Origin of the sequence: Paraburkholderia sp. BL21I4N1, assembly GCF_002973525.1 — a bacterium.
In the GTDB taxonomy this organism is placed as follows: domain Bacteria; phylum Pseudomonadota; class Gammaproteobacteria; order Burkholderiales; family Burkholderiaceae; genus Paraburkholderia.
The window spans coordinates 1,186,601-1,206,818 of the sequence record NZ_PVEN01000001.1; the positions used below are offsets into that span (position 1 = coordinate 1,186,601).

The window sequence follows — 20,218 nt, forward strand, 5'->3', positions numbered from 1 at the left end:
ATGTGCGCTGGAATGCACATGGATCGATGCGGGATAAGCATATGGCGAACGATTGTTTGGGGGTGCCACAGGCGGACGCTATGATCGAATCGTCTCCTCCATGACATCTCCTTGACATGGGACTCGGCCTCGCTACGTTAAGTGGCGAGGCCTTTTTTTCGTCCGTCGTGGAGGTGCGCCAGAACCGGGCCGCAAGCGGCCCGGTAGTCAGCCGTCAGAACTTGTAGGTCGCGCCGATCTGCGCAAAACGCCCGACGTAGGAGTACAGCGACGTGTCGTAACCGGACTGGTAGCTCGCGTTCATGAAGGTCGGATCGAACGGCGGCGCGCGGTTGAAGATGTTGTCGACACCCGCATAGAGCGTCCAGTGCTTGATCCCCGTGTAGCTGAAGAACAGGTTGAACTGGCTGTAGGACGCGATACCGTCCTTCATGCCGGGATAGTTCCCCGGCGGCAGAATGGCTTGCGCGTAAGGCCCGGTATAAACCCAGGTCAAGGTCGCATTCCACTTCTGGTAGTTCCAGTTCAGATCGGTATTGCCTTTCCAGCGCGGGAAGCTGGCACCGAACGGCGTATTCTGCGCGCCGTTGTTGCCGGCGAAGTCGGTCGTAACGCCGCCCACCGGCATCTTGAAGTGCCAGACATAGGTCCAGTCGCCGGACAGCGTGAACGTGCCAATTTTGGTGGCCACCGATTGCCGGAACGTCGTTTCGAAGCCGTCCGTATCGAGCGACGCCAGGTTCTGATACGGCAGCAGAACGTAGGCGATCGAACCGTTCGGGTTGCGGATGACTTTCGACGGGTCGTTCTCATTCACCACGGACTGGATATCGTCGGTGCCGATCACGTTGTCGATGTGGATCTTGTACCAGTCGAAGCCGATGTCGGTGGTGCGTGTCGGCGACAACTGGAAGCCGAGATTGTAGTTCTTGGTCCGCTCCGGTTGCAGGTTGCGCGAGCCCGCCTGGATTTCTTCACGCAACGCGTAAGCGCCCGGATCGTTCGGATCGTTCGGATCGATTGCGCCCTGGGCACCGAAGGTTTTCGACGAGGTGTTTTCGATCAGCGTCGGCGCGCGGAAGCCGCGCGTGTACGACCCATACATCGTCAATTCACGAACCGGCTGGAAGCGCAGCGCGAAACGCGGCGAGAAGGCACCGCCGAAATCGCTGTAGTGATCGTAACGGCCGGACTGGCTGAAGGTCAGGTTCGTCAGCAGCGGGATATCGACCTGGTAATAGACCGCGGCCACGTTGCGTTCGCCGTCGACGGACTGGATCGACGGATTGACGTAGGTGCCGTTCACATAGCCCGCGCCGGTGCCGATGTACTGGCTCTGGTGCAGGAACTGGGCGCCGAAACCGAGCCCGACGTCGCCGGTGGGCAGCGTGAACAGGTGGGGTGTCGCCAGCGTGGCGTCGACCGCGTCGAGCTTCGTGATCGCCTGCGTCGACGTGCTGCCGTACAACCCGTTCAAACCATTCGGCGTCGCGGACGGATTGGCGAAGTCGAACACGCCGTTCTGAATGATGTTGGTCAGCGCGTTCGCGTTGATCAGGTTCGTATAGTTGTTCGACACCGTATTCTGCGAATGCGTATACGCGGTGCTCCAGTCCCAGTCTCCAATGCCGGGGGTCGTGAAGGTGCCCTTCACACCCGTGGCGGCACGCCAGAAATTGGAACTGGTGCGAACCGATTGCGTGGCGGGGAACGCGTAGCGAAGCTGCGTCGGCACGCCGAACGGGTTGTAGGGGTTGCTTGCGGGCACAACGTTCGAGATCAGATTGACGCCGCCGGTGGCGGGGTCGTAAGTCTGCGTGCTGGAGCTCAACCGTCCGACGAAATTATTGGTGTTGGTCGTATTGTTGCTCTCCCACAGATCGGCGAACGCCTGCATCGCGTCGTTGATCTTGAAGTCGGCATGGACCTTTGCGCTCAGGCGTTCGGTCCACGGCGAGAGAGAGGTCGCGTAGGCGGTATTGTTCTGGCAGACGGTGCCGCCTGAACCATAAGTCTGCGCATTGGCATTGGCCGGCACGACCGTGCCGCCATTGGGGCAAGGGCTCAGCGGCACATTGCCGATGCCGTTGCCGCGTCGCCAGTAAGACGGCGACTGGTTGGAGAGGCCGCCGGGCTGATTCGAGAAATCCTGGTTCTGCGTCGTGTCGCGGTCGGAGGCCAGAAAGCCGTTCGATTTGTAGTAACTGAGCGCGGCCGTCACGTTGAAGCGGTCCGAATTCAGATCGCCGATACCGCCCAGAATACTGAACCGGGTGGTGCCCTGGCCGCCGCCGTTCTGCGTGGCGCCGCCGTAGCTGCCGCCCAGTTCCAGCCCCTGAAAATTGTGTTTGGTGATGATGTTCACCACACCGGCAATGGCGTCGGAACCGTACTGCGAGACGGCACCGGTCTTCACGATTTCAATGCGATCGATGATGTTCAACGGCAACGTGTTCACGTCGAAAAACTGATCGGTCCCATTGACGGCGAATGCGTAGGGCGCGACGCGCTGTCCATCCACCAGCACCAGCGTGTACTTCTCGCTGAGGCCGCGCAGCGCGATGCCCGCACCGCCGGGTGCGAAGCTGTTGGTCGATCCTTCGCCCCAACTGCTGGCCGAATTGGCGGACACGTTGCGCAGGTAGTCGGCCACGTTGGTATAGCCGCTGTTTTCTATGTCCTTCGCCGTGATCTTCTGAACCTGATTGAAGCCCACCTTGTCGGCGCTGCGAATCAACGATCCGGTCACTTCGAAGGTTTTGATCTGTTGAACCTTCTCTTTGGACGCGGGCGCGGTGCTGGTGGGGGTGCTCGTGGCCATGCCGGGAGCCGCGCTTTTAGCCGGATTGACGGCCGGTGCCGTGGAGGGTGCCGCGGCCGTATTTCCCGCCGTGGTGGGCTGGCTCTGCGCGAATGCCGGTACGGCGAGCGCAGCCGAAAACGCCAGTTCGGCCCAGATTATTCTTTTAATGGCTAATGCCAATGCACGCTGTTTCAATTTTTCCCCTTTTCGCTTGTAAATAGAGCTGCGCCAAAATGGTCGGCGAGGTCTCGTGAACCTCGCCACGCGATTGACGGCGCTATTGCGCCGCACCATATCAAGCTGTCCCATCCATTCACTTCGCGGCACGCCGATTCACCGTGCGAATAACTGAAGACGAACGGACGGGACACGCTAAATTTCAACGTGTCGGATTACTGGGTGATGGAAATTAAAATGGCTGGTTTTCTTGTGTCTCACGCAAGTGTGGCCGAACCTGCGGCCTATCTTTTTAACGTTCACTTCGTCTGCTTAAGCGGCACAGGGGCGTATTTCGGGAATAAAAAGGCCTGAAAAATATATGCATTCAGCCTACTTTCATCCGACAGATTTCATACTCTTTGCCGTGCGATACCTTACAGACCATCTTGAGATCGGGAAGATAGCAAGAAAAAAAATTACGTTGCAAACTTTTTTTGATGAAAACACAAAAAGTTTCATTGAGAAGAAGCGCGTGCTTTGTAAATGAAAGGAATTGGTAATATTGATTATGCTATTCGAGTGAACGGTGATTGCGCGAATGGCGCGCGCGAAAACCGAAGTCAGCGTGTCAGGCTGAGAAATATGAAACCGATGAAGCGCGTCGCAGAAAGCAGGCGTAGAAATTCCGATGGCTCTACGGAATGTCTTCGGATAGAAGGCGAATCAACGAGTTTGTCTGCGCGGCGACGTTACCTGGAAATCCGTTGATCGATTGCGGTATCGCCGATCGGCGCGAATATCGCGCACGAGATTGGAGTTTTGCGCTTCGACCGTATTCGGTTTTATTGCCGGATCCGAAGGCTTTGCGAGAAAGCTTTCGAAACGGCCCGGTTTTCGTGTGCGCCACCCATCCTCGCGACTGGCCGTGTGCGAAACGCGAATCACGCGGCGTGAAATCGCGGGCATGCAGGCTCACGCCGGTTCACGCAGGTGGCTGACATTTTTCACATGCTAGGATCATTCGCGACGCGATTCACGGCGAGGTCGAGCAGGCAATGACAACTCTTTATGACACGCTCGGCGTGCCCACGCACGCCACCGACGACGAAATCAAGCGCGCCTATCGCAAGGCCGCGATGAAGTGGCACCCGGACCGCAACAGCGGCGCGGAAGAGGTTGCGCGCGCCACCTTCCAGGAGATTAAAGACGCGTACGCGATCCTCTCCGACGCCGCGCAACGCAAGGTATACGACGCGGTCTACGCCGAGCAGATGCGCGGCTGGGAGGCGCAGCGTACGCGTCGGGAACGCGCCCAGGCGGAGCGCGAAGCCGCGGTGCGAGCCGCCGACGAAGCGGCCTACGCGGAGATGGTGTCGCTCGCCATGCGTTTCGCCGACGAAGGCCACAACCGCGACGTGCTGTTCGGCGTGTTGCTCGGGCGCCGCTGCGAGGCGCGGCGAGCCGCGCAGATCGCGGACAGCGTGGCGGCGTTGCAGAAGGCGCGGCGCGAGGCGGAAGCGGCGGCGAAGGTCGACGTGCAGGGGGCGGCCGCGGAAACCGCGTTCGACAGCGTAGACGCTGCTTCGGGTTTGGCTGCCGCTGCCGCTGCCGCGAAACGAGGCGCTGCAACGGGTGACGCGCCGGCGAATCGCACGGGCCGCGGCAAGCGCGACGGTACGCGGGAGGACACGCGCGGAGAACCGCACGAAGGCAAACCCGACGACCCCACCGCCGCCGCGCATCCCGCTGGCGTACTGGGCGGTCTCTGGTTTCAATTCCTGAACGGCCTGAGGTTCTGACGCGTCACGCGGGCAGCCACCCCCGCTGCGCGTTCCGTATCGCGATTGTCGCGTTTCAGGCCGCTCAGTCACGACCGGCAGGCTCTTTATCCGCCCCGTCGCCGTAGCCAGAATGACGCCCTTGAGTGCGTGTGTTTGCGAGCGCGTCCGGCCGGCGCTCGTGATTCGCCACGTCACGCCGCGGCCGGATTTCGGGGAAGGGCTGATCGATGAAAACTGCAACGTCACACGGAGAGGCCGGCGCCCAACCGCTGATTCTCGCCGCCGTCTGTTTATCCGCGCTGGTGCTGCCGCTCGCTTTCTCGGGCGGCGCGGTCGCCACGCCCGCGATCGGGCGCGATCTGGGCGGCAGCGCGGGCGCGCTGACCTGGATCACGAATGCCTTCATGCTGAGCTTCGGCAGCCTGCTGATGGCGGCCGGCGCGCTGGCCGATCAGTTCGGCCGGAAGCGGCTTTTTGCGGCCGGGCTGGGTGGTTTTATCGTGGCTTCGCTGGCGCTGAGTCTGGCGCCTTCGGTGGCCTGGCTCGACGCGTTGCGCGCGCTACAGGGCGTCGCGGCGGCGGCGTCGCTGGCGAGTGGTTCCGCGGCGCTTGCGCAGGAATTTGACGGCCACGCGCGCACCCGCGCATTCAGCCTGCTGGGGACGAGCTTCGGACTCGGCCTTGCATTCGGTCCGCTGATGGCGGGTGCGCTGATTACGCACTTCGGCTGGCGCGCGATCTTCGTGACGATCGCCGCGATCGGTGCGCTCGCCTTCGTGTTCGGCGTGCCGCGCATGCGTGAAACGCGCGATCCGGCCGCCACCGGTCTCGACTGGCCCGGCACGTTGAGCTTCACCGCCACGCTCGGACTCTTTACGGTCGCGGTGATTCAGGCGCCGCAAGCCGGTTGGTCCAGCGTGCTGGTGATCGGCCTGCTGGCCGGGTCGGCGGCGATGCTGGCCGTGTTCGTGACGGTGGAACTACGCGTCGCGCGGCCGATGCTGGACCTGAGCCTGTTTCGCTATCCGCGTTTCGTGGGCGTGCAGATTCTGCCCGTCGGCACCTGCTATTGCTACATCGTGCTGATCGTGATGTTGCCGCTGCGTTTTATCGGCGCGGAAGGCCTTAGCGAAATGGAGGCGGGTCTGCTGATGATTGCGTTGTCGGCACCGTTACTCGCCGTGCCGCTGCTGGTTGCTTCGCTGACACGATGGATGTCGGCCGGCGTGCTGTCGGGGCTCGGCTTTCTGATCGCGGCGATGGGGCTCTACTGGTTGAGCCGTGTCGACATCGGCGCATCGCGCGGGTCGGCGATCGTGCCGATGCTGATAGTCGGCATCGGCGCGGGCATGCCATGGGGTTTGATGGACGGTCTGTCGGTGAGTGTCGTGCCGAAGGAGCGCGCCGGCATGGCCACGGGTATTTTCAGCACGACGCGCGTGGCCGGCGAAGGCATTGCGCTGGCGATCGTCACGGCGATACTCGCGAGCCTCGCGCAACACAGCCTCGCACGACTAACGGCGGACGGCAGCCCCGCGATGAGGCAACGCATCGCCGAAGCAGCGCAGCGTTTGACGACGGGCGACCTCGCGAGCGGCGCCGCGAGTCTGCCGCAAATCAGCCGGCACGCACTCGCGCTCAGTTATACCCACGCGTTCACGAGTTTGCTGCATGTATTGATCGTGATCACGTTGCTGTCGGCGTGCGCGTCGTTCGCGTTTTTGAGCCGCACGGGAGCGCCGGACGGCGAGCACGATGAGGACGCCAGGTTACCGCATGAGGTGGAGGAGTCACCCGTGGTGTGACGAAAGGGACGTTGGCCGCCAGACCATAGACGTAGGCCGATTTGATCGAGACCGCAACCTTTAGCGCGGCCAGCCGCGCTTCTAGAATCAAAGACACGTTCTTACCGTTCGCGACGCGAGTCGAGCGAATGCCGTTCCGTTCTGACCGATCTCCACCTTCAGGCCATCCCTCAAGCGGTCTCTCACGCAGTCCCTCCCATGAGGTACGACGCTCATGTTCACTTTCATTATTGTCGTCGCGGTGGCGGCCTTCGTTCCCTACGTCGCGGCGCCGGGTATTGCTAACGGCGTCAAGGCGATCAGCAAGCCGGCCACTGCCGCGATGCAGTTCGAAACGGCTCCGCCCGCGGCTGTGCTAGACAGCGACGCAGCCAATCGGATCGTGTCGGAGAGACGCGACAGCGAGGCCGCGAGTTGAGGAGATTTGATGCGCCGCAGTCATGTGACAAAACACGGCGAGAGAGTGTGTGAATGACAGCGTGTTGAAAGCTTCGTCGCTCACGCTGCTAAACTGGCGAGCAAAAGCAATGCGCTGCGCCGGACAGTCGGGCTCCTGGTACAACTTCCCGTAGCGCCATCAATCAGGTCATCGTAGTGTCACGAGGGCGCAAGACTGCGACGGCAGAATGCCGCACACAAGCAAAAAAACATGGGTACGGGGTGAGCGTGACCAGAAAATATAAGGTGCTGTTTCTTTGTCGTGAGAATTCAGCAAGCAGCATCATTGCCGAAGCTTTATTACGGGAACTGGCGGGACACCGTTTCGATGCATTCAGCGCGGGGCCGGAACCGGCCGCGCGGGTTCATCCCTTTGCCGTGGCGCAATTGCGGCCGGGCATTTCGGAACTCGGCGTGCTCGGCGCCAAAAGCTGGCTGGAATTCACCGGTAAATGGGCGCCGCGAATGGATGTGATTGTTGCCATGGACGAATTCGTCGCCGCACCCCTTGCGCCTGTCTTTCCCGGTGAACCGGTTTTGTATCGCTGGAGCTTTGCCGATCCGCTGGCGGACGGCGTGTCGGAGGCGGAGCGTGGGCGGCTGTTCGACAAACTGTTCTGGCAGATCGTGCGGCAGATCAGCGCATTCATTCAATTACCGCAGTACGCGGTGCCGCCGCAACTCACCCCGTGCAACGCGTAACGCCGGATTAACGATTGTTCGAACGGGCCAGTGGACTGCCTGCGAACGGATCGTTTTTCCAGTCCACGTTTTTCTTCGGCTGCGGGGTGGGGGCCGGCGCTGCCGACAATTCAAAGTGGTCGATTGATTGGCCCGCGCTGATTGCCTGTTTGAGCCACTGAGGCATTTCGCCCTGGCCGTCCCAGCTATCTCCGGTTGCGCTACGGTAGCGCGCGTCTTTTTGCGCCGCGGGCTCGGCCGCCAATACCGCTGCCAGATCTTCCGGCTCGATACCAAACTCTTCCATGCGATGGCGGAGATACGCAATCATGCTATCTCGCTTCCTTTCGTCCATAAGATATTCGTCCTTCTAAAGCGTCCGGCGTTCTGTCAGTTACAGATTGCAAGGAAAAGCCGCGTATGCCTCGAGCCCATCTAAATGGGGCCGGCCCGCGGTCGGGTTATCGAGTGAAGGAAATGCTTCTGGCAGCGTTAAATAACGTTGCTCCGTAAATTGCGGTACTGCATTTGTCCGGTCAGGCTGTCATTAATACCCGCTATGCCGATCGGCACGATCAAACACATTCAGCGCGTATTCCGGCGCACTGCCTGACGGCAGATAAGGCTGGATAAGCCTTGCGGCCGCCTGGGAACGAACGATGTTGACGATGCGCTGATTGCGTCCGGCTGGTTTCACGTCCACGCTCCGTCTCTCGCCGGTGCCTCGCGTGGTGCCGTTTTTTTACGTTATGGCAGCATCATAACGCACTGCGCGGCCAACGCACGCGCTGCTTTGTTGGATTTTGTGCGCGAGTGCGGCGAAGCGAACCGTGTCGACGGCAAATCGCATAGCTTGCGAGTCGGAGATTGAATTCCTGAGCGGCCGACCTATAACGGAACAGCGGAGCCAAAATCCGCGTTTCCAGCCTGTGGCGATCGATTCCGGCGCGCCGCGAGAACGCGTCCGACATCGGTTGCAGGTCTGGCAAGGAGTAGCTTGTTTAGTTCGGTGACTCGCCGCAGCAGTCATGCGTCGGCAATGACTCGTCCGTCGGTCCGATTGGGCGGCCAGACGATTTTTCGCGGATCGATTCCTTGGGAGGACGGGTACTGCTGCGCCGGATTCGAGGAGTCTGGACATGAAATTTCATTTATGGGTGGCAATGGCAAGCGCGGTACTGCTGCTGGTGCCGGTGACTGTCGGCGCGCTGCAGACGGATGGCGCGCCAGGCGACGGCATGTCGGGCCGCACGCTGATGCAACAGAACGCGAACGAATCGGCGCAAGCAACGACCGACATGTCGTTCGGAGAACCGGGACAGCCCGTACAGGGCGTGCGGAACGCGTCTTATGGAGGCGTGGCCGCAGGGCAATCGGAAATGGGCGGCCGGCAGAGCCAGCCGTGTTCTTCCGGGCCGTTATGCCGGGTTTATTTCGGTCAATAAAAAAGGATCGGCGGACGAGGATGCGGTGCGGGTGACCGGCATCGCAACTTCGCCCCGCCTTCACGCAGCGATACCATCGCTACCATCGGGCAACGCTCGCGTGCGTTCGAGCAATCGTTGTGCCCAATCTCCATGGCCGCACCAATAACCCCACGCGCGACCGCAATTTTTCGGGGTGGTCAGCGAGCGGTTTAATACGATGTTAAGGTGTGCGCATTCTGGTTATCGCTCGCTGATTTCCGGTGATGCAATCCACAGCAGGTCGACACGACCTGCTTTTTTATTCGGGGTGGGCAGTCCGCGAATCGATTAGCACGGCACTGCCGCTCCAATCCCACTCGTTGTTAAGTAACTCGCAAACAATACTATGTTGATGGAAGATAATCTGCCGTCGAGCCACGCCTCGACGGACGATGGCGCGTCGTCGTCCGTGCGTTCGTGGCTCGCGGTTGGCGCCGTTGCAGTCGGCGCTTTCGCATTCGTGACGACCGAGTTTTTGCCGGTTGGACTGTTGCCGCGCGTCGCGGCGGATCTCGGCGTGTTGCCGGGCACCGCGGGACTGATGGTCACGGTGCCCGGCGTGATCGCGGCTATTTCAGCGCCGGGTCTGATGCTGGTGGCGGGGCGCATGGATCGGCGGCGCGTTTTTCTGCTGCTTACCGCGTTGCTGCTGGCGTCGAATCTGATCTCCGCCATGGCGCCGGATTTCCTTGTCATGCTGGTGGGCCGTGCATTGCTCGGCGCCGCGCTGGGCGGTTTTTGGACGCTGGCCACGGCGGCGTCGGGACGTCTCGTGCGGCCGAAAGACGCCGCGCGCGCCATGGCGACGATATTGACCGGTGTGACGTGCGCCACGGTGATCGGCGTGCCGCTCGGCACGTTCATCGCGAGCTTCGCGTCGTGGCGAGCTTCGTTCATGGCGACCGGGGTGCTGGTTGCCGTGGCGCTCGTCGCGCAGTTCTTTTTCGTGCCGTCGTTGCCCTCGAACGCGGCGTTGCGTCTGCATGATCTCGTGACGCTGCTACGCCGTCCGCATCCGCGTAAAAGCATGCTGATGGTGGCGCTGGTGTTCGGCGCGCATTTCTCGTCGTACACGTACATCACGCCATTCCTGCTGCGCAATGCGAGTCTGAGCATGCCGACCATTACGTGGCTGCTGCTCGGTTTCGGCATTATCGGTTTCGTTTCCAATTTCGCGGTGTCGTCCACGGTCACGCGCAATCTGAAGATATCGCTAGGCGTGATGGTGTCGCTGCTGATGGTCGCGTTGGTTTCGTTGCCGCTGTTGCAGCATTCGTCGATTGGCGTCACGGCGCTCGTGCTCGCATGGGGCGTTTCATTCGGCGCGTTGCCGCTGTGTTTCAGCATCTGGATTCAGCGCGCCACGCCGGATTCGCCGGAGGCCGGTTCGGCGCTGTTCGTGAGCATCATTCAGGTGGCGATCGCGCTCGGCTCGCTGGTGGGCGGCATGGTGGTCGATCACGTGGGAATCTCGGCCGATCTTCTGCTCGGTAGCTCGCTCGCGTTGCTGGGGCTCGCTGTGTTGCTCAGCTTCGGTCGGGGCGGGCAGGGCGCGACGGTTGCGGGTGGCGCGGCTGAGGCGGTGAGTCACGTGAACAGCAAGCCTGAAAGCAAGCTCACAGGCAAGCCGGTAAGCGAGCCGACCGCGACGACGGTGGCATGCCCCGCCTGTACTGACTAAGTATGTCGATGCGGTGAACGGCGCCACGCTTCATTGCGGCATGAGAATCGCCACACGCCACGCGCCTTAAGGCACGCAAAATGCTATCCGACGGAGGTGAATCACAACCGTTGGAGACAGCCATGCGAGAAGCAAAACCGGGCTCTTACGCTGACGGTCTGAGCACCGTGCCGGACACGTCGAGCCCAGCGTACGCGGCGCGCCATCCCATCACGCGTGCTTTCGATACCTTCGCCAGTTCGGTCACGCGGCTGGCCGGTTCGCCGGTCGCATTCGGCGTCGCGGCTATCACGGTGATCGTTTGGGCCGTGACGGGTCCGCTATTCCACTTTTCCGACGGCTGGCAACTGGTGATCAATACCGGCACGACCATCATTACGTTTCTGATGGTCTTTCTGATTCAGCAAAGTCAGAACAAGGATAGCGTGGCGGTGCATCTCAAGTTGAATGAACTCCTCGCGTCGCATCGCGCGGCGAACGATCAATTGATCGGCATTGAAGACGCCTCCGAAGACGAGCTCCGGCGGCTCGCCGCCGCTTATTTGCGCCTGGCGAGCCGGGCTCATTCCGACGATCAGGAAAGTATCGACGTTGACGCGTGCATGGAGAAGCCGGTCAAGTCGCGTGGATAACCCGCTGAGGGGAACTCGTCTGCTCGACTGTGATGGGACCGTGAAAGACACCTTGGTCAGCGCAACACCCGGACCGGTGAACCGGTGTAATTGACGCTAAGCACATTGCCTTCTGGCGTGATGATGCGAGGGATGTCGGTGGGGCGTCGCGTAATAGGCTTTTTAAAGGTATCCGCCACGCGTTTTCCCGGAGTGGATCTCACAACCGGATCTGCAACCCGATGCGGCGCCGCTTTGGACGAATGGCGCGGCAAGAGTGGTGTCTTGCCGGCGATTCCCTTGCCAATAGCCGAAGGCTGCGGGAGGCGCGCTTCCGGCGGATTCCAGATCTCGATGTAGTGCTCACCGGCTACCGCTGTCGAAGCGAACGCCAGCAGCAATGCACCTAGGATCGCAAATCGAAACATGTTTTCTCCCTATGCTTGCCCCGCGTTTCTGGAGCGTCACGACCGCGCAGTGTGGTTTCCGGGAACCCGCACAACGGTTTGAAAGCAGGTTCGGATATCCCTAGGAGAGTACTGTACATCCATACAGGTTTTTGTGCAATCCGGTGATGGTCTGATGGCCGAGCCGAACCGGTGTCGTATATGACTTGCCATTGATCGATATTGCACCGATATTCCGCGAACGCGGCGCCGCGAAATGATTGGGATGTCGAACTATGGTGCGGCCGGCGTTGTTCGTAGACCGACCACTCCGCATATCAAGTCGCAGGTTGTCATCTCCGGTTAATTCAATTTTGGTAGCCACCGGAAGTCCAGCCATTGACGCCCATGGAATGCACAAGCCACCGAAAGCGTGGCAATGCGCGTACTGCACCGCAGGCTTTCACCCTCCATTAACCGCCCGTAATCGCTCGTGGTTTTTTCTTCTAGCTACGCGCGTCGCGATTCGCTATGCGCGGTTCACCGGTGCAGGGTTGGCACATATCGTTTATTCAATTAGCACAATTTTATTAAAGTTAATTGAAAGCCGTTATGCGTAAAAACGCATAACGGGGATAGGCGAAATGCGTGCAATAACCGTCTCCCGACGTCTGATTCAGCAATACGCTGTATAAGGAATTGCGGCCTCGCCGCGTTGCTCTACAAGAAAAGAAGCCCTTCGCGAGCCGCTCGCGGATGGCTAAATTTATAGACCAGCTTCCGGGGTGCGCATGGATCCGTTCGTTCGTCTCAATCTGCTAGGTTCGTCCGCGGCAATACATGCGATGAGACGGCAAATCGAAAAGATCGCCAGCGTGGACGTGCCCGTCGCGGTGCTCGGCAAGACCGGCACCGGCAAGGAAATGGCTGTGGGGGCGATTCATTATCTCGGCGAGAGAAAGCAAAGGTGGTGAGTATGGACAAGACGTCGAAGAACTCTGTCCTGCAGAACTCGGCCCATATTGCTGCCGTGATGCCGCCGCTTGCTACGCCTCCCCGAAGCGGTGCATGGGAGGCAATGGGGCAGATTCCAGCCTGGCCGGCACGGCGCTTTGGCATGGTTCGGGCGCGTCGTCGATCGTCGGCGGCACACAGCAGTTCGCGCTGAACATGCAGCCGGGCGGAACATGGGGCGGAGTGGGCATCGGCGCGGTCCGAGCGGTGGCGGGCGCGGCGGTAATGACGACGCTGGCGACTTCGCTGCCGGTGCGCGCCGCCGCCAGCGCGGGGATAGCAGGTCTCTCCGCGATGGCGGGGATGTGGGGAGGGAGACGGTAGTAAGACGTTCGCCACCCATCGGCGAACGTCTCACCCACCCTCAATCAGCAAATCACACCGTCACCACAATCTTCCCAAACTGCCCATTCGTCTCCAGATACCGGTGCACCTCGACCATCTCATCGAACGAGAACGTGCGATCGATCACCGGCTTGAGCGCGCCACTCGCCAACCCTTTGAGAACATAATCCACCCCCGCCTTACGACGCGTCTCATCCCCACTCGTCAACCAGATGTTGTGCGCCTTGACGGTGATCATCTTCGCGATCATCTCGAGCAGCGGCAGCGGCGTGACTTCATCGCTAAGCGCACCGTAGATATACGCAATGCCCTGAAACGACAGCGCCGAAATCAATTTCGCAAAGTTCGGCCCACCGACTGGATCGAACACCACGCGTGCACCCTTGCCATCCGTGATTCGCATCACTTCGTCGAGCAGATCGGTGTCGTCCGTCACCACCACATGAGCGGCGCCCGCGTCGAGCAACTGCTGACGTTTGGCCGCACTACGCGTCAGCGCAACGGACGTCGCGCCGGCGTAATTAGCGAGCTGGATCGCCGCGAGACCCACGCTGCTCGACGCCGCCGGCACGATCACGAAGTCGCCTTTCGTCACCTTCGCATCTTCGATCAGCGCGCCATATGCCGTCACGAACATCATCCACACCGAAGCGGCCTCGGCGTACGACAGCGACGGCGGATGTTTGACGACGGCGTATGCCGGCACGACGACCACTTCGCCATAAGTGCCGTACTGATTCATCGAGAACGATGGAATCACACTGACCTCGTCGCCGGCCGCGAAGCCGCTGACGTCCTTGCCGATCGCATCGACAATGCCGGCCGCTTCATAACCGAGACCTGCCGGATATTTGACCGGTTCGATGTACTGGTCCATGCGCCACATCGCTTCCGCCCGATTGATGCCGATCGCTTTCACCTTGATACGAATCTCGCCCGGACCCGGTTCGGCTGTGACCGTGTCGACGAATTCGAGAACTTCCGGTCCGCCGGCCTGGGCGAACTTGATGGTGCGTGGCATGAAAAACCTCCGTTGATGGATGACGAAACACGAATCGACTCAGACGGTCGCTTCGGCTTCTGCGACAGGCTGATAGGGGGAAATCGGAGTAGTGCTTTTCGTCGCCGCCCCAGAGTGCGGCGCGAACGTAGGGCGTGAGCGGCAGCTTGTGCTTCAGAAGATACGGCAAATCCGGATTCGATGGGAAAAGGCGGCCAAAGCGACCAGATCCCCGTCGCTGTTTGCGACGACGGCTTCGGCGCTATCGCAGTCGAATCCACCGGCGGCGGCGATAGGTCCGGAAAAGTGCGGACGAAGATACGTCACCGCCACCGGCGGATGCCCTCCGTGCAGCGTGTCGTCGCCCTTGATGCGCGGTTCGATCACGTGCAGGTAGGCGATCTTGTACCCGTCGAATACTTGGGCGACATGGCTGAAGGTGGCTTCCGGATTGCCGTCCGCAATGCCGCCCCATTCGCCCGACCTCAGTCGAGCAGGTGCGAGCCCTCTCGCGCAACGACCAGAACGACGCAGCCATCGCGGGACGAGCTTGAATGGTTGGAACCGGTCGCGTAAGTGATCACGTTTCCTGGTGCGAAGTCCTTGCCGTCGCTATCGGTGAAAGTGCCCTCGTAGACCAGAATCAACTCGGTCGCTTCATGCCGATGTTGCGGACCTTGGGCCCCCGGTTCGATTTTCATCCAGTAGCTCGACCACCTGTTTTTGTCGTCGCTCGACAATGGGATCCAGAAATAGCCGGGAATCTCCGAGTCGCCGATTGTCAGCGGCAGCCAGTCGTTGTCGTCGATCGCATAGCTGCGCCGCGCGACGAACACGAACGAATCGGGAGAAGCGGTTTCGTTGTTGCTCGATGAATTCACGTATTACCTCGATGAGAAGTCCACTACAACCCGTGCTGACGGCGCCGTGGTCATGCGGTGTCCATCCCCAGCCTGGTCGCATACCATTGCGAAAAAAGCTCCAGGTAGGTCTCGGTAAACGGAGAGAACGGTCCGGGGCGATACGCTGGATCCTGCGTTCCGCGGTAATTGATCGAAACGAGCCGGGCGTCTTGCGCGTTCGTGGCAACCCAGACTTCAGTCAGCGCATTCAGGTCGTAATCCACCCCTTCCACGGCGTCTTCATGGACCAGCCATTTCGTGCGCACCAGCGTCTTGTCCGGCGCGAGCGGGATGATGTACGAGACAACGGCGTGGTCGCTCATCACATGCGTCCACGAATTGTGGGTCCATAAGTGCATGTCGCCGAGGTCGCGACGCGATAAGTCGCCCAACAGTTTTCTGCTGGCTACTCGTGTGTCCATGGTCTGCGATTCGCCGTCTCCCGCTATCACCAGACGCTGGGTTCGAAAACCCGTGGCGATGTCCGGGGCGAGTCTTTCGACCGTGTCGCAAATCAGCCCGTCGCGTTCCCAACTCGCGATGCTCGCGGCGTTGCGTGCGTGATAAGCCTCCAATGCGCGTTGCGACTCGTCGCTCAAACCTTGCGGGCAAAATCCGAAATCTTCAGGAAGGAACGATGCGGTCAATTCCGGATGCGTTGCGCCGCAGTGGTAGCACTCCCGATTGTTCTCGATGACAAGTTTCCAGTTGCCGTTCTCGACGATGTCGGTTTCATGCGCGATCCTGGTGCGCGTCAGGTCGTAGGGCGCGAACCGTGGAATCATGGTTTGCGCGAGAAACTCGATATCGGCGGGGGCATGGTTCGCAAGGCACACAAAAATATGACCGCCGACGACGCGCGTTTTCACCGGCATCAGGCTGCGGCACGAGCGGTCGAAATCGATACCCATATGAGCGGTGTGCTTGAGGCTGCCGTCGAGGCCGTAGGTCCACTGATGGTATGGACACACCAGCAACCCGACGGTGGACTTTCCGGCTTCCTTGAGGCGCGCGCCGCGGTGCCGGCATACGTTCCGATAGGCGCGAATGATTTCATCGTCGTCGCGCACGATGAGAATCGAGGCGCGGCCGATGTCGATCGCGGATACGTCGCCGGCCTGCGGAACGTCGGCGGTGACGCCCGCGAGAATCCAGTGCCGGTGGAAGAACACGTCCACATCGGTCTCGAACACGTCCTGGCGGCCGAATAGTTCTCCCGGCATGCCGTGACCAGGTTGGCGGCTGCGCGCCACTTCTGCGTGAGCTCTAAAGTTCGCTGCGGACATCGATTGCCTCTTGATGGATTGATCGTCGTGATGTCATGGCATCACGTGAATAACCCAGTATTAAATCGACGATTTCGAGCGTCAATGCGCTTTATTTTTTTGCTGGCATTACCACCAGTTATGCGAAGGATATTTGGGGGCTTTGCTCTCGGATGTTCAGTGATTGCATCGCAACGATAACGTCATGAAGGCATCGCGCCGCCACGTAGCCATTCGATCACGCGGTTTGTCGCCGGCGTAATCGTGCGGCCGTGTGGAATCACCACGTAATAGGCCTCGCTGACCTTGACCGACGCTTGCGTGACGCGGACCAGTTCGCCGGAGTCGAGCAGGTCGCTCAACAATCTGCGCCAGCCGAGCGCCACGCCCTGGTCATGAAGCGCGGCCTGAATCGCGTCCGTGTACAGGGTGCAACGGAGTTCGTACTGCAATCGCGACGGCCGCGCGCCAAGCGCCTGGAACCAGGTTTCCCAGTCCAGCCATCCTTCGGATGTCGAGTCGGAATCGATCAACTGCGTCTTCGTCAACTCAGCGAGCGACTGCGGCGCGCCGTTAACCTGCGACCAGGCCGGCGAACATACCGGAAAGACTTCTTCATCGAACAGCAACGAGGCGGTGCCATCGCGCCATTTGCCATTGCCATATCGCACGGCTATGTCCACTTCGTTGTGGCGCAGATCGGCGGTGAACATTTGCGTTGTCAGCCGCAGTTTCAATTGCGGTTGAAGCCGTTTCAATTCGGCCAACCTGGGCAACACGCGGAAATGCGAAAAGGCCGCGGTGGTGGCCAGCACCACCTCCTGTTCCGCGCTGCCGTCCGATAACCGGTCGTAGACACCGGCAATCCGCTGCATGGACTCCGCCACCACGAGATACAGCGCTTCTCCTTCGCCCGTCAGTCTGATCGACCGGTGCAAGCGATGAAAAAGGCGAACGCAGAGGGACACTTCGAGGCTTCGCACCTGCCTGCTTACCGCAGCTTGCGTGACACCCAACTCGTTCGCGGCCCGCGTAAAGCTGCTCAATCGCGCGACCGCTTCGAACTCGACGAGAGCCGTCAACGAAGGGATCAGCCGTCGATAGCCTTTGGCGCCTTCGGTGACGGATTTCATGATGGGGCGGGCATGGGTGGCGAGGGATCGTGGTGTCAGCCGATGATATTTGAAAAATTGTCGACAGCGAGAGGGCGCGGCGCGCCTGCTCCGGATTTCCCCTTATGGGCGCGGCGCGGCGGGTTGCGTCGAGTGGTGTCTCGTGCCGATCAAAGCCGCGCCAGGCCTGCCTTCGCGGAAATCACGCCGAGCCGCTGGACTTTGCAAGCGGCCTACTCATTACCAGAAGTAGGGCAAAGAGCGCAGAAAATGTAGCTAGTTCGCTCTAATTGGCGATGTACGCTGTTATCAACGCAGCAAACATGGCTCAAGTCTAGTTTAGTGATGAAACTTGTTAAGTTTCGCGATAAAAACCGCGCTTTATGCGGCTGCGCGAGGCTGGCTGTCTTCAGTTGCGATATGGCCTCCAGCGTGTGAGCGTTGGACCGCCGCAATGCTCATCCCTGACCCGCAAAGCAACGTTGCAACGGTGCGTGCATGCCGCGCATACCGGTGACGATCGCGGGCCTACAGCTTTTTGACCTTGCCAGTTGGAATGACGGAATGTCCCCAAACCTCACCTTTGCATCCGAACAGGCGGTCTACCCGGGCGTCGCCAGTTCGAGCTCCACGTCTTCAATCGCGATGCCCGTTTCCGTGCCCGCGAATGAAATTCTGACGGTTCAAAACCTTTCGAAGATTTTCGGTCCGAAACCCGAACGAGCCGCGGAGTTATTGCGGCAAGGTCTCGGGCGCAACGAAATCTTCCAGCAGACCGGCAATATGGTGGCGGTCGACAACGTGAGCCTCGGTGTCCGGGCGGGGGAGATCTTCGTGATCATGGGACTGTCCGGCTCCGGGAAGTCGACGCTGGTGCGGCTGTTGAATCGTCTGATCGAACCGACATCGGGGAAGGTCGTTCTCGAAGGCCGCGATATTGCGCCCATGTCCACGCCCGAACTGCGCGAAGTGCGGCGCAAGAAAATGGCAATGGTTTTTCAATCGTTTGCGCTGCTGCCCAATCGCACGGTTATCGAGAATGTTGCGTACGGTCTGGAAGTTGCCGGCGAAAAGAAGGCCGAGCGCTACGAGCTTGCGCGCAACGTGCTGGTCCGGGTGGGGCTCGGCTCATACGAAAAGCTCTATCCGGGGGAACTGTCCGGTGGCATGCAGCAACGGGTCGGCCTTGCACGTGCGCTGGCTGTGAATCCTTCGGTGCTGCTGATGGACGAAGCCTTCTCCGCGCTCGATCCGCTGATCCGCTTTGAAATGCAGAATGAACTTCTGCGGCTGCAGAAAGAGGAGCAACGCACGGTGGTCTTCATTTCGCACGACATCGAAGAGGCCATCAAGATTGGCGGCCGCGTCGGCGTGATGAAAGACGGGCGCCTCGTGCAGGTCGGTACCCCCGCCGAACTGATCCAGTCGCCCGCCGACGACTACGTTCGCAATTTCTTTCGCAACGTCGACGTCTCGCGCTTCCAGAAAGCGTCGAGTCTGCTGTCCAGGGTCGAACGCGGCGTGATCTCCTGCGACACCGCCGCCCCGGCGGACCGCTATATGAATGAGCTGATCGACGCCGGCGTCGAGTGCGGCTACGTCTGCGACGAAGCCGGCCGCTACCAGGGATGCGTTACTTCGACGTCTTTGCGCCAATGCGGTAGCGCGCCGATCCGCAGCGCGTTGCTACACGACATGGCGGCGGTCTCGATCGACGCCGATCTGCACGAACTGTCGGCCATCGCGCTCAGACAGGAACACGACGTACCCATCGTTGACGCGGCCGGCAAGCTCGCCGGCGTCGTATCGTGCCGCGCGATTCTGAAACAGGTTATGCAACGGAGAGCGGTATGAACTCGTCATTTATCGGGCAAGCGGCGGAGCACGCCGTCAACTTTCTCTTTCTGCATTTCCGAGGCGGATTCGACGCTTTTTCCGCAGCATTGGACGCGGTCGTCAAGCTCCTTCAGGACGGTCTCGGCGCGATCCCCTTTGCGGTGATGCTGGTGGCGTTCGTGGCTATCGCGCTGTGGCGTAAAGGCGTGGTGTTCGCGGCATTCGTCGGCCTTGCGATCCTGACGATCCATTACATGGGGTTGTGGGCGCAAACGGTATCCACGCTGGCGCTCGTGATTGCCGCCACTTTCTTCAGTCTGCTGATCGGCATTCCGCTCGGGATCTGGGGCGCACGCAACGGCCGCGCGGAGGTAATCCTGCGTTCGCTGCTGGACTTCATGCAGACGATGCCCGCATTCGTGTACCTGATTCCCGCAGTCATTCTGTTCGGACTCGGCCGCGTGCCCGCGGTGATTGCAACGATCGTCTTCGCCATGCCGCCGGTGGTTCGGCTCACGACGCTAGGCATCAAGCAGGTCCGCGACGAATTGATGGAAGCCGGGCGCTCGTTTGGCAGCACCGACTCGCAACTGCTGTGGAAGATTCAGCTGCCTAATGCGCTGCCGTCCATCATGGCGGGCATCAATCAGACCATCATGATGGCGCTCTCGATGGTCGTGGTCGCCTCGATGATCGGCGCGGGCGGCCTCGGCGAATATGTCCTGAGCGGTATTCAAAGGCTCGATATCGGCATTGGCTTCGAAGGCGGTCTGGGTGTCGTTCTGCTCGCCATCATTCTTGACCGTCTGACCGAAAGTTTCGGTGTCAAGTCGGCGAGGAAGAAGAGTCGTGCGCGGACGTCCGCAACCCCCACGCGTGAGACGGTCTCAACGCAGTCTTGACTCACGACCACCACGCTACGACGCAATAGAG

19 protein-coding genes are annotated in these 20,218 nt (G+C 60.4%); 11 read left to right on the top strand and 8 right to left on the bottom strand.

Features of this window, described 5'->3' with window-relative positions; all coding sequences use genetic code 11:
* Window positions 1–214 precede the first annotated feature (214 nt).
* Entirely contained in the window at window positions 215–2,998 is a 2,784-nt protein-coding gene (locus tag B0G83_RS05210; protein ID WP_105506310.1) for a TonB-dependent receptor, read from the bottom strand.
* A 1,019-nt stretch (window positions 2,999–4,017) separates the two neighbouring features.
* Here B0G83_RS05210 and B0G83_RS05215 point away from each other — a divergent pair.
* The 4 genes from B0G83_RS05215 (at window position 4,018) to B0G83_RS05230 (ending at window position 7,688) form a co-directional block, all read left to right on the top strand.
* Complete coding sequence (locus B0G83_RS05215) at window positions 4,018–4,761, top strand: J domain-containing protein (protein ID WP_105506311.1); 744 nt, start codon at window positions 4,018–4,020, stop codon at window positions 4,759–4,761.
* 209 nt (window positions 4,762–4,970) lie between these two features.
* Entirely contained in the window at window positions 4,971–6,548 is a 1,578-nt protein-coding gene (locus B0G83_RS05220) for an MFS transporter (RefSeq protein WP_105506312.1), read from the top strand.
* A gap of 214 nt (window positions 6,549–6,762) precedes the next feature.
* A complete protein-coding gene (locus B0G83_RS05225) occupies window positions 6,763–6,966 on the top strand; it encodes a hypothetical protein (RefSeq protein ID WP_105506313.1) in 204 nt (67 codons plus the stop codon).
* A 248-nt stretch (window positions 6,967–7,214) separates the two neighbouring features.
* On the top strand, window positions 7,215–7,688 hold the full coding sequence (locus B0G83_RS05230) for a low molecular weight phosphatase family protein (RefSeq protein WP_105506596.1): 474 nt from the start codon (window positions 7,215–7,217) through the stop codon (window positions 7,686–7,688).
* A gap of 7 nt (window positions 7,689–7,695) precedes the next feature.
* Here the strand turns inward: B0G83_RS05230 and B0G83_RS05235 are convergent, their stop codons facing one another.
* Window positions 7,696–8,022: an H-NS family nucleoid-associated regulatory protein gene (locus B0G83_RS05235; protein ID WP_105506314.1), complete on the bottom strand. Its 327-nt coding sequence runs from the start codon at window positions 8,020–8,022 to the stop codon at window positions 7,696–7,698.
* Window positions 8,023–8,806: 784 nt separating this feature from the next.
* Between B0G83_RS05235 and B0G83_RS05240 the strand changes: the two genes are divergently transcribed.
* From B0G83_RS05240 to B0G83_RS05250, 3 genes are all read left to right on the top strand, one after another.
* Complete coding sequence (locus B0G83_RS05240; RefSeq protein ID WP_105506315.1) at window positions 8,807–9,112, top strand: hypothetical protein; 306 nt, start codon at window positions 8,807–8,809, stop codon at window positions 9,110–9,112.
* 367 nt (window positions 9,113–9,479) lie between these two features.
* On the top strand, window positions 9,480–10,814 hold the full coding sequence (locus tag B0G83_RS05245) for an MFS transporter (protein WP_105506316.1): 1,335 nt from the start codon (window positions 9,480–9,482) through the stop codon (window positions 10,812–10,814).
* A 122-nt stretch (window positions 10,815–10,936) separates the two neighbouring features.
* Window positions 10,937–11,446, top strand: a complete 510-nt coding sequence (locus B0G83_RS05250; RefSeq protein WP_105506317.1) for a low affinity iron permease family protein — start codon at window positions 10,937–10,939, stop codon at window positions 11,444–11,446.
* A 56-nt stretch (window positions 11,447–11,502) separates the two neighbouring features.
* Here the strand turns inward: B0G83_RS05250 and B0G83_RS05255 are convergent, their stop codons facing one another.
* Complete coding sequence (locus tag B0G83_RS05255; RefSeq protein WP_105506318.1) at window positions 11,503–11,853, bottom strand: hypothetical protein; 351 nt, start codon at window positions 11,851–11,853, stop codon at window positions 11,503–11,505.
* A 749-nt stretch (window positions 11,854–12,602) separates the two neighbouring features.
* Between B0G83_RS05255 and B0G83_RS05260 the strand changes: the two genes are divergently transcribed.
* Both B0G83_RS05260 and B0G83_RS05265 read left to right on the top strand, forming a co-directional pair.
* A complete protein-coding gene (locus tag B0G83_RS05260) occupies window positions 12,603–12,785 on the top strand; it encodes a sigma 54-interacting transcriptional regulator (RefSeq protein WP_105506319.1) in 183 nt (60 codons plus the stop codon).
* A gap of 94 nt (window positions 12,786–12,879) precedes the next feature.
* A complete protein-coding gene (locus B0G83_RS05265; RefSeq protein WP_105506320.1) occupies window positions 12,880–13,149 on the top strand; it encodes a hypothetical protein in 270 nt (89 codons plus the stop codon).
* A 52-nt stretch (window positions 13,150–13,201) separates the two neighbouring features.
* Here the strand turns inward: B0G83_RS05265 and B0G83_RS05270 are convergent, their stop codons facing one another.
* The 5 genes from B0G83_RS05270 to B0G83_RS05290 all read right to left on the bottom strand — a co-directional run bounded on the left by B0G83_RS05270 (window position 13,202) and on the right by B0G83_RS05290 (window position 17,470).
* Complete coding sequence (locus tag B0G83_RS05270; RefSeq protein WP_105506321.1) at window positions 13,202–14,191, bottom strand: zinc-dependent alcohol dehydrogenase family protein; 990 nt, start codon at window positions 14,189–14,191, stop codon at window positions 13,202–13,204.
* A gap of 153 nt (window positions 14,192–14,344) precedes the next feature.
* Window positions 14,345–14,557, bottom strand: coding sequence for a hypothetical protein (locus B0G83_RS39060; protein ID WP_258167710.1), 213 nt, complete (start codon window positions 14,555–14,557; stop codon window positions 14,345–14,347).
* A 98-nt stretch (window positions 14,558–14,655) separates the two neighbouring features.
* Complete coding sequence (locus B0G83_RS05280) at window positions 14,656–15,051, bottom strand: cupin domain-containing protein (protein ID WP_105506322.1); 396 nt, start codon at window positions 15,049–15,051, stop codon at window positions 14,656–14,658.
* A 50-nt stretch (window positions 15,052–15,101) separates the two neighbouring features.
* Window positions 15,102–16,358 (bottom strand): SRPBCC family protein, encoded by a 1,257-nt coding sequence (locus B0G83_RS05285; protein WP_105506323.1) that lies wholly within the window; start codon window positions 16,356–16,358, stop codon window positions 15,102–15,104.
* A gap of 182 nt (window positions 16,359–16,540) precedes the next feature.
* Window positions 16,541–17,470 (bottom strand): LysR substrate-binding domain-containing protein, encoded by a 930-nt coding sequence (locus tag B0G83_RS05290; RefSeq protein WP_105506324.1) that lies wholly within the window; start codon window positions 17,468–17,470, stop codon window positions 16,541–16,543.
* 624 nt (window positions 17,471–18,094) lie between these two features.
* On the opposite strand from B0G83_RS05290, the gene B0G83_RS05295 reads away from it, so the two are divergent.
* Window positions 18,095–19,303 carry a glycine betaine/L-proline ABC transporter ATP-binding protein gene (locus tag B0G83_RS05295; protein ID WP_374954894.1) on the top strand — a complete coding sequence of 403 codons (1,209 nt, stop codon included), beginning with the start codon at window positions 18,095–18,097 and terminating at the stop codon, window positions 19,301–19,303.
* A complete protein-coding gene (locus B0G83_RS05300) occupies window positions 19,300–20,187 on the top strand; it encodes a proline/glycine betaine ABC transporter permease (protein ID WP_105506326.1) in 888 nt (295 codons plus the stop codon). Before B0G83_RS05295 ends, B0G83_RS05300 begins: the two co-directional genes overlap by 4 nt.
* Window positions 20,188–20,218 lie beyond the last annotated feature (31 nt).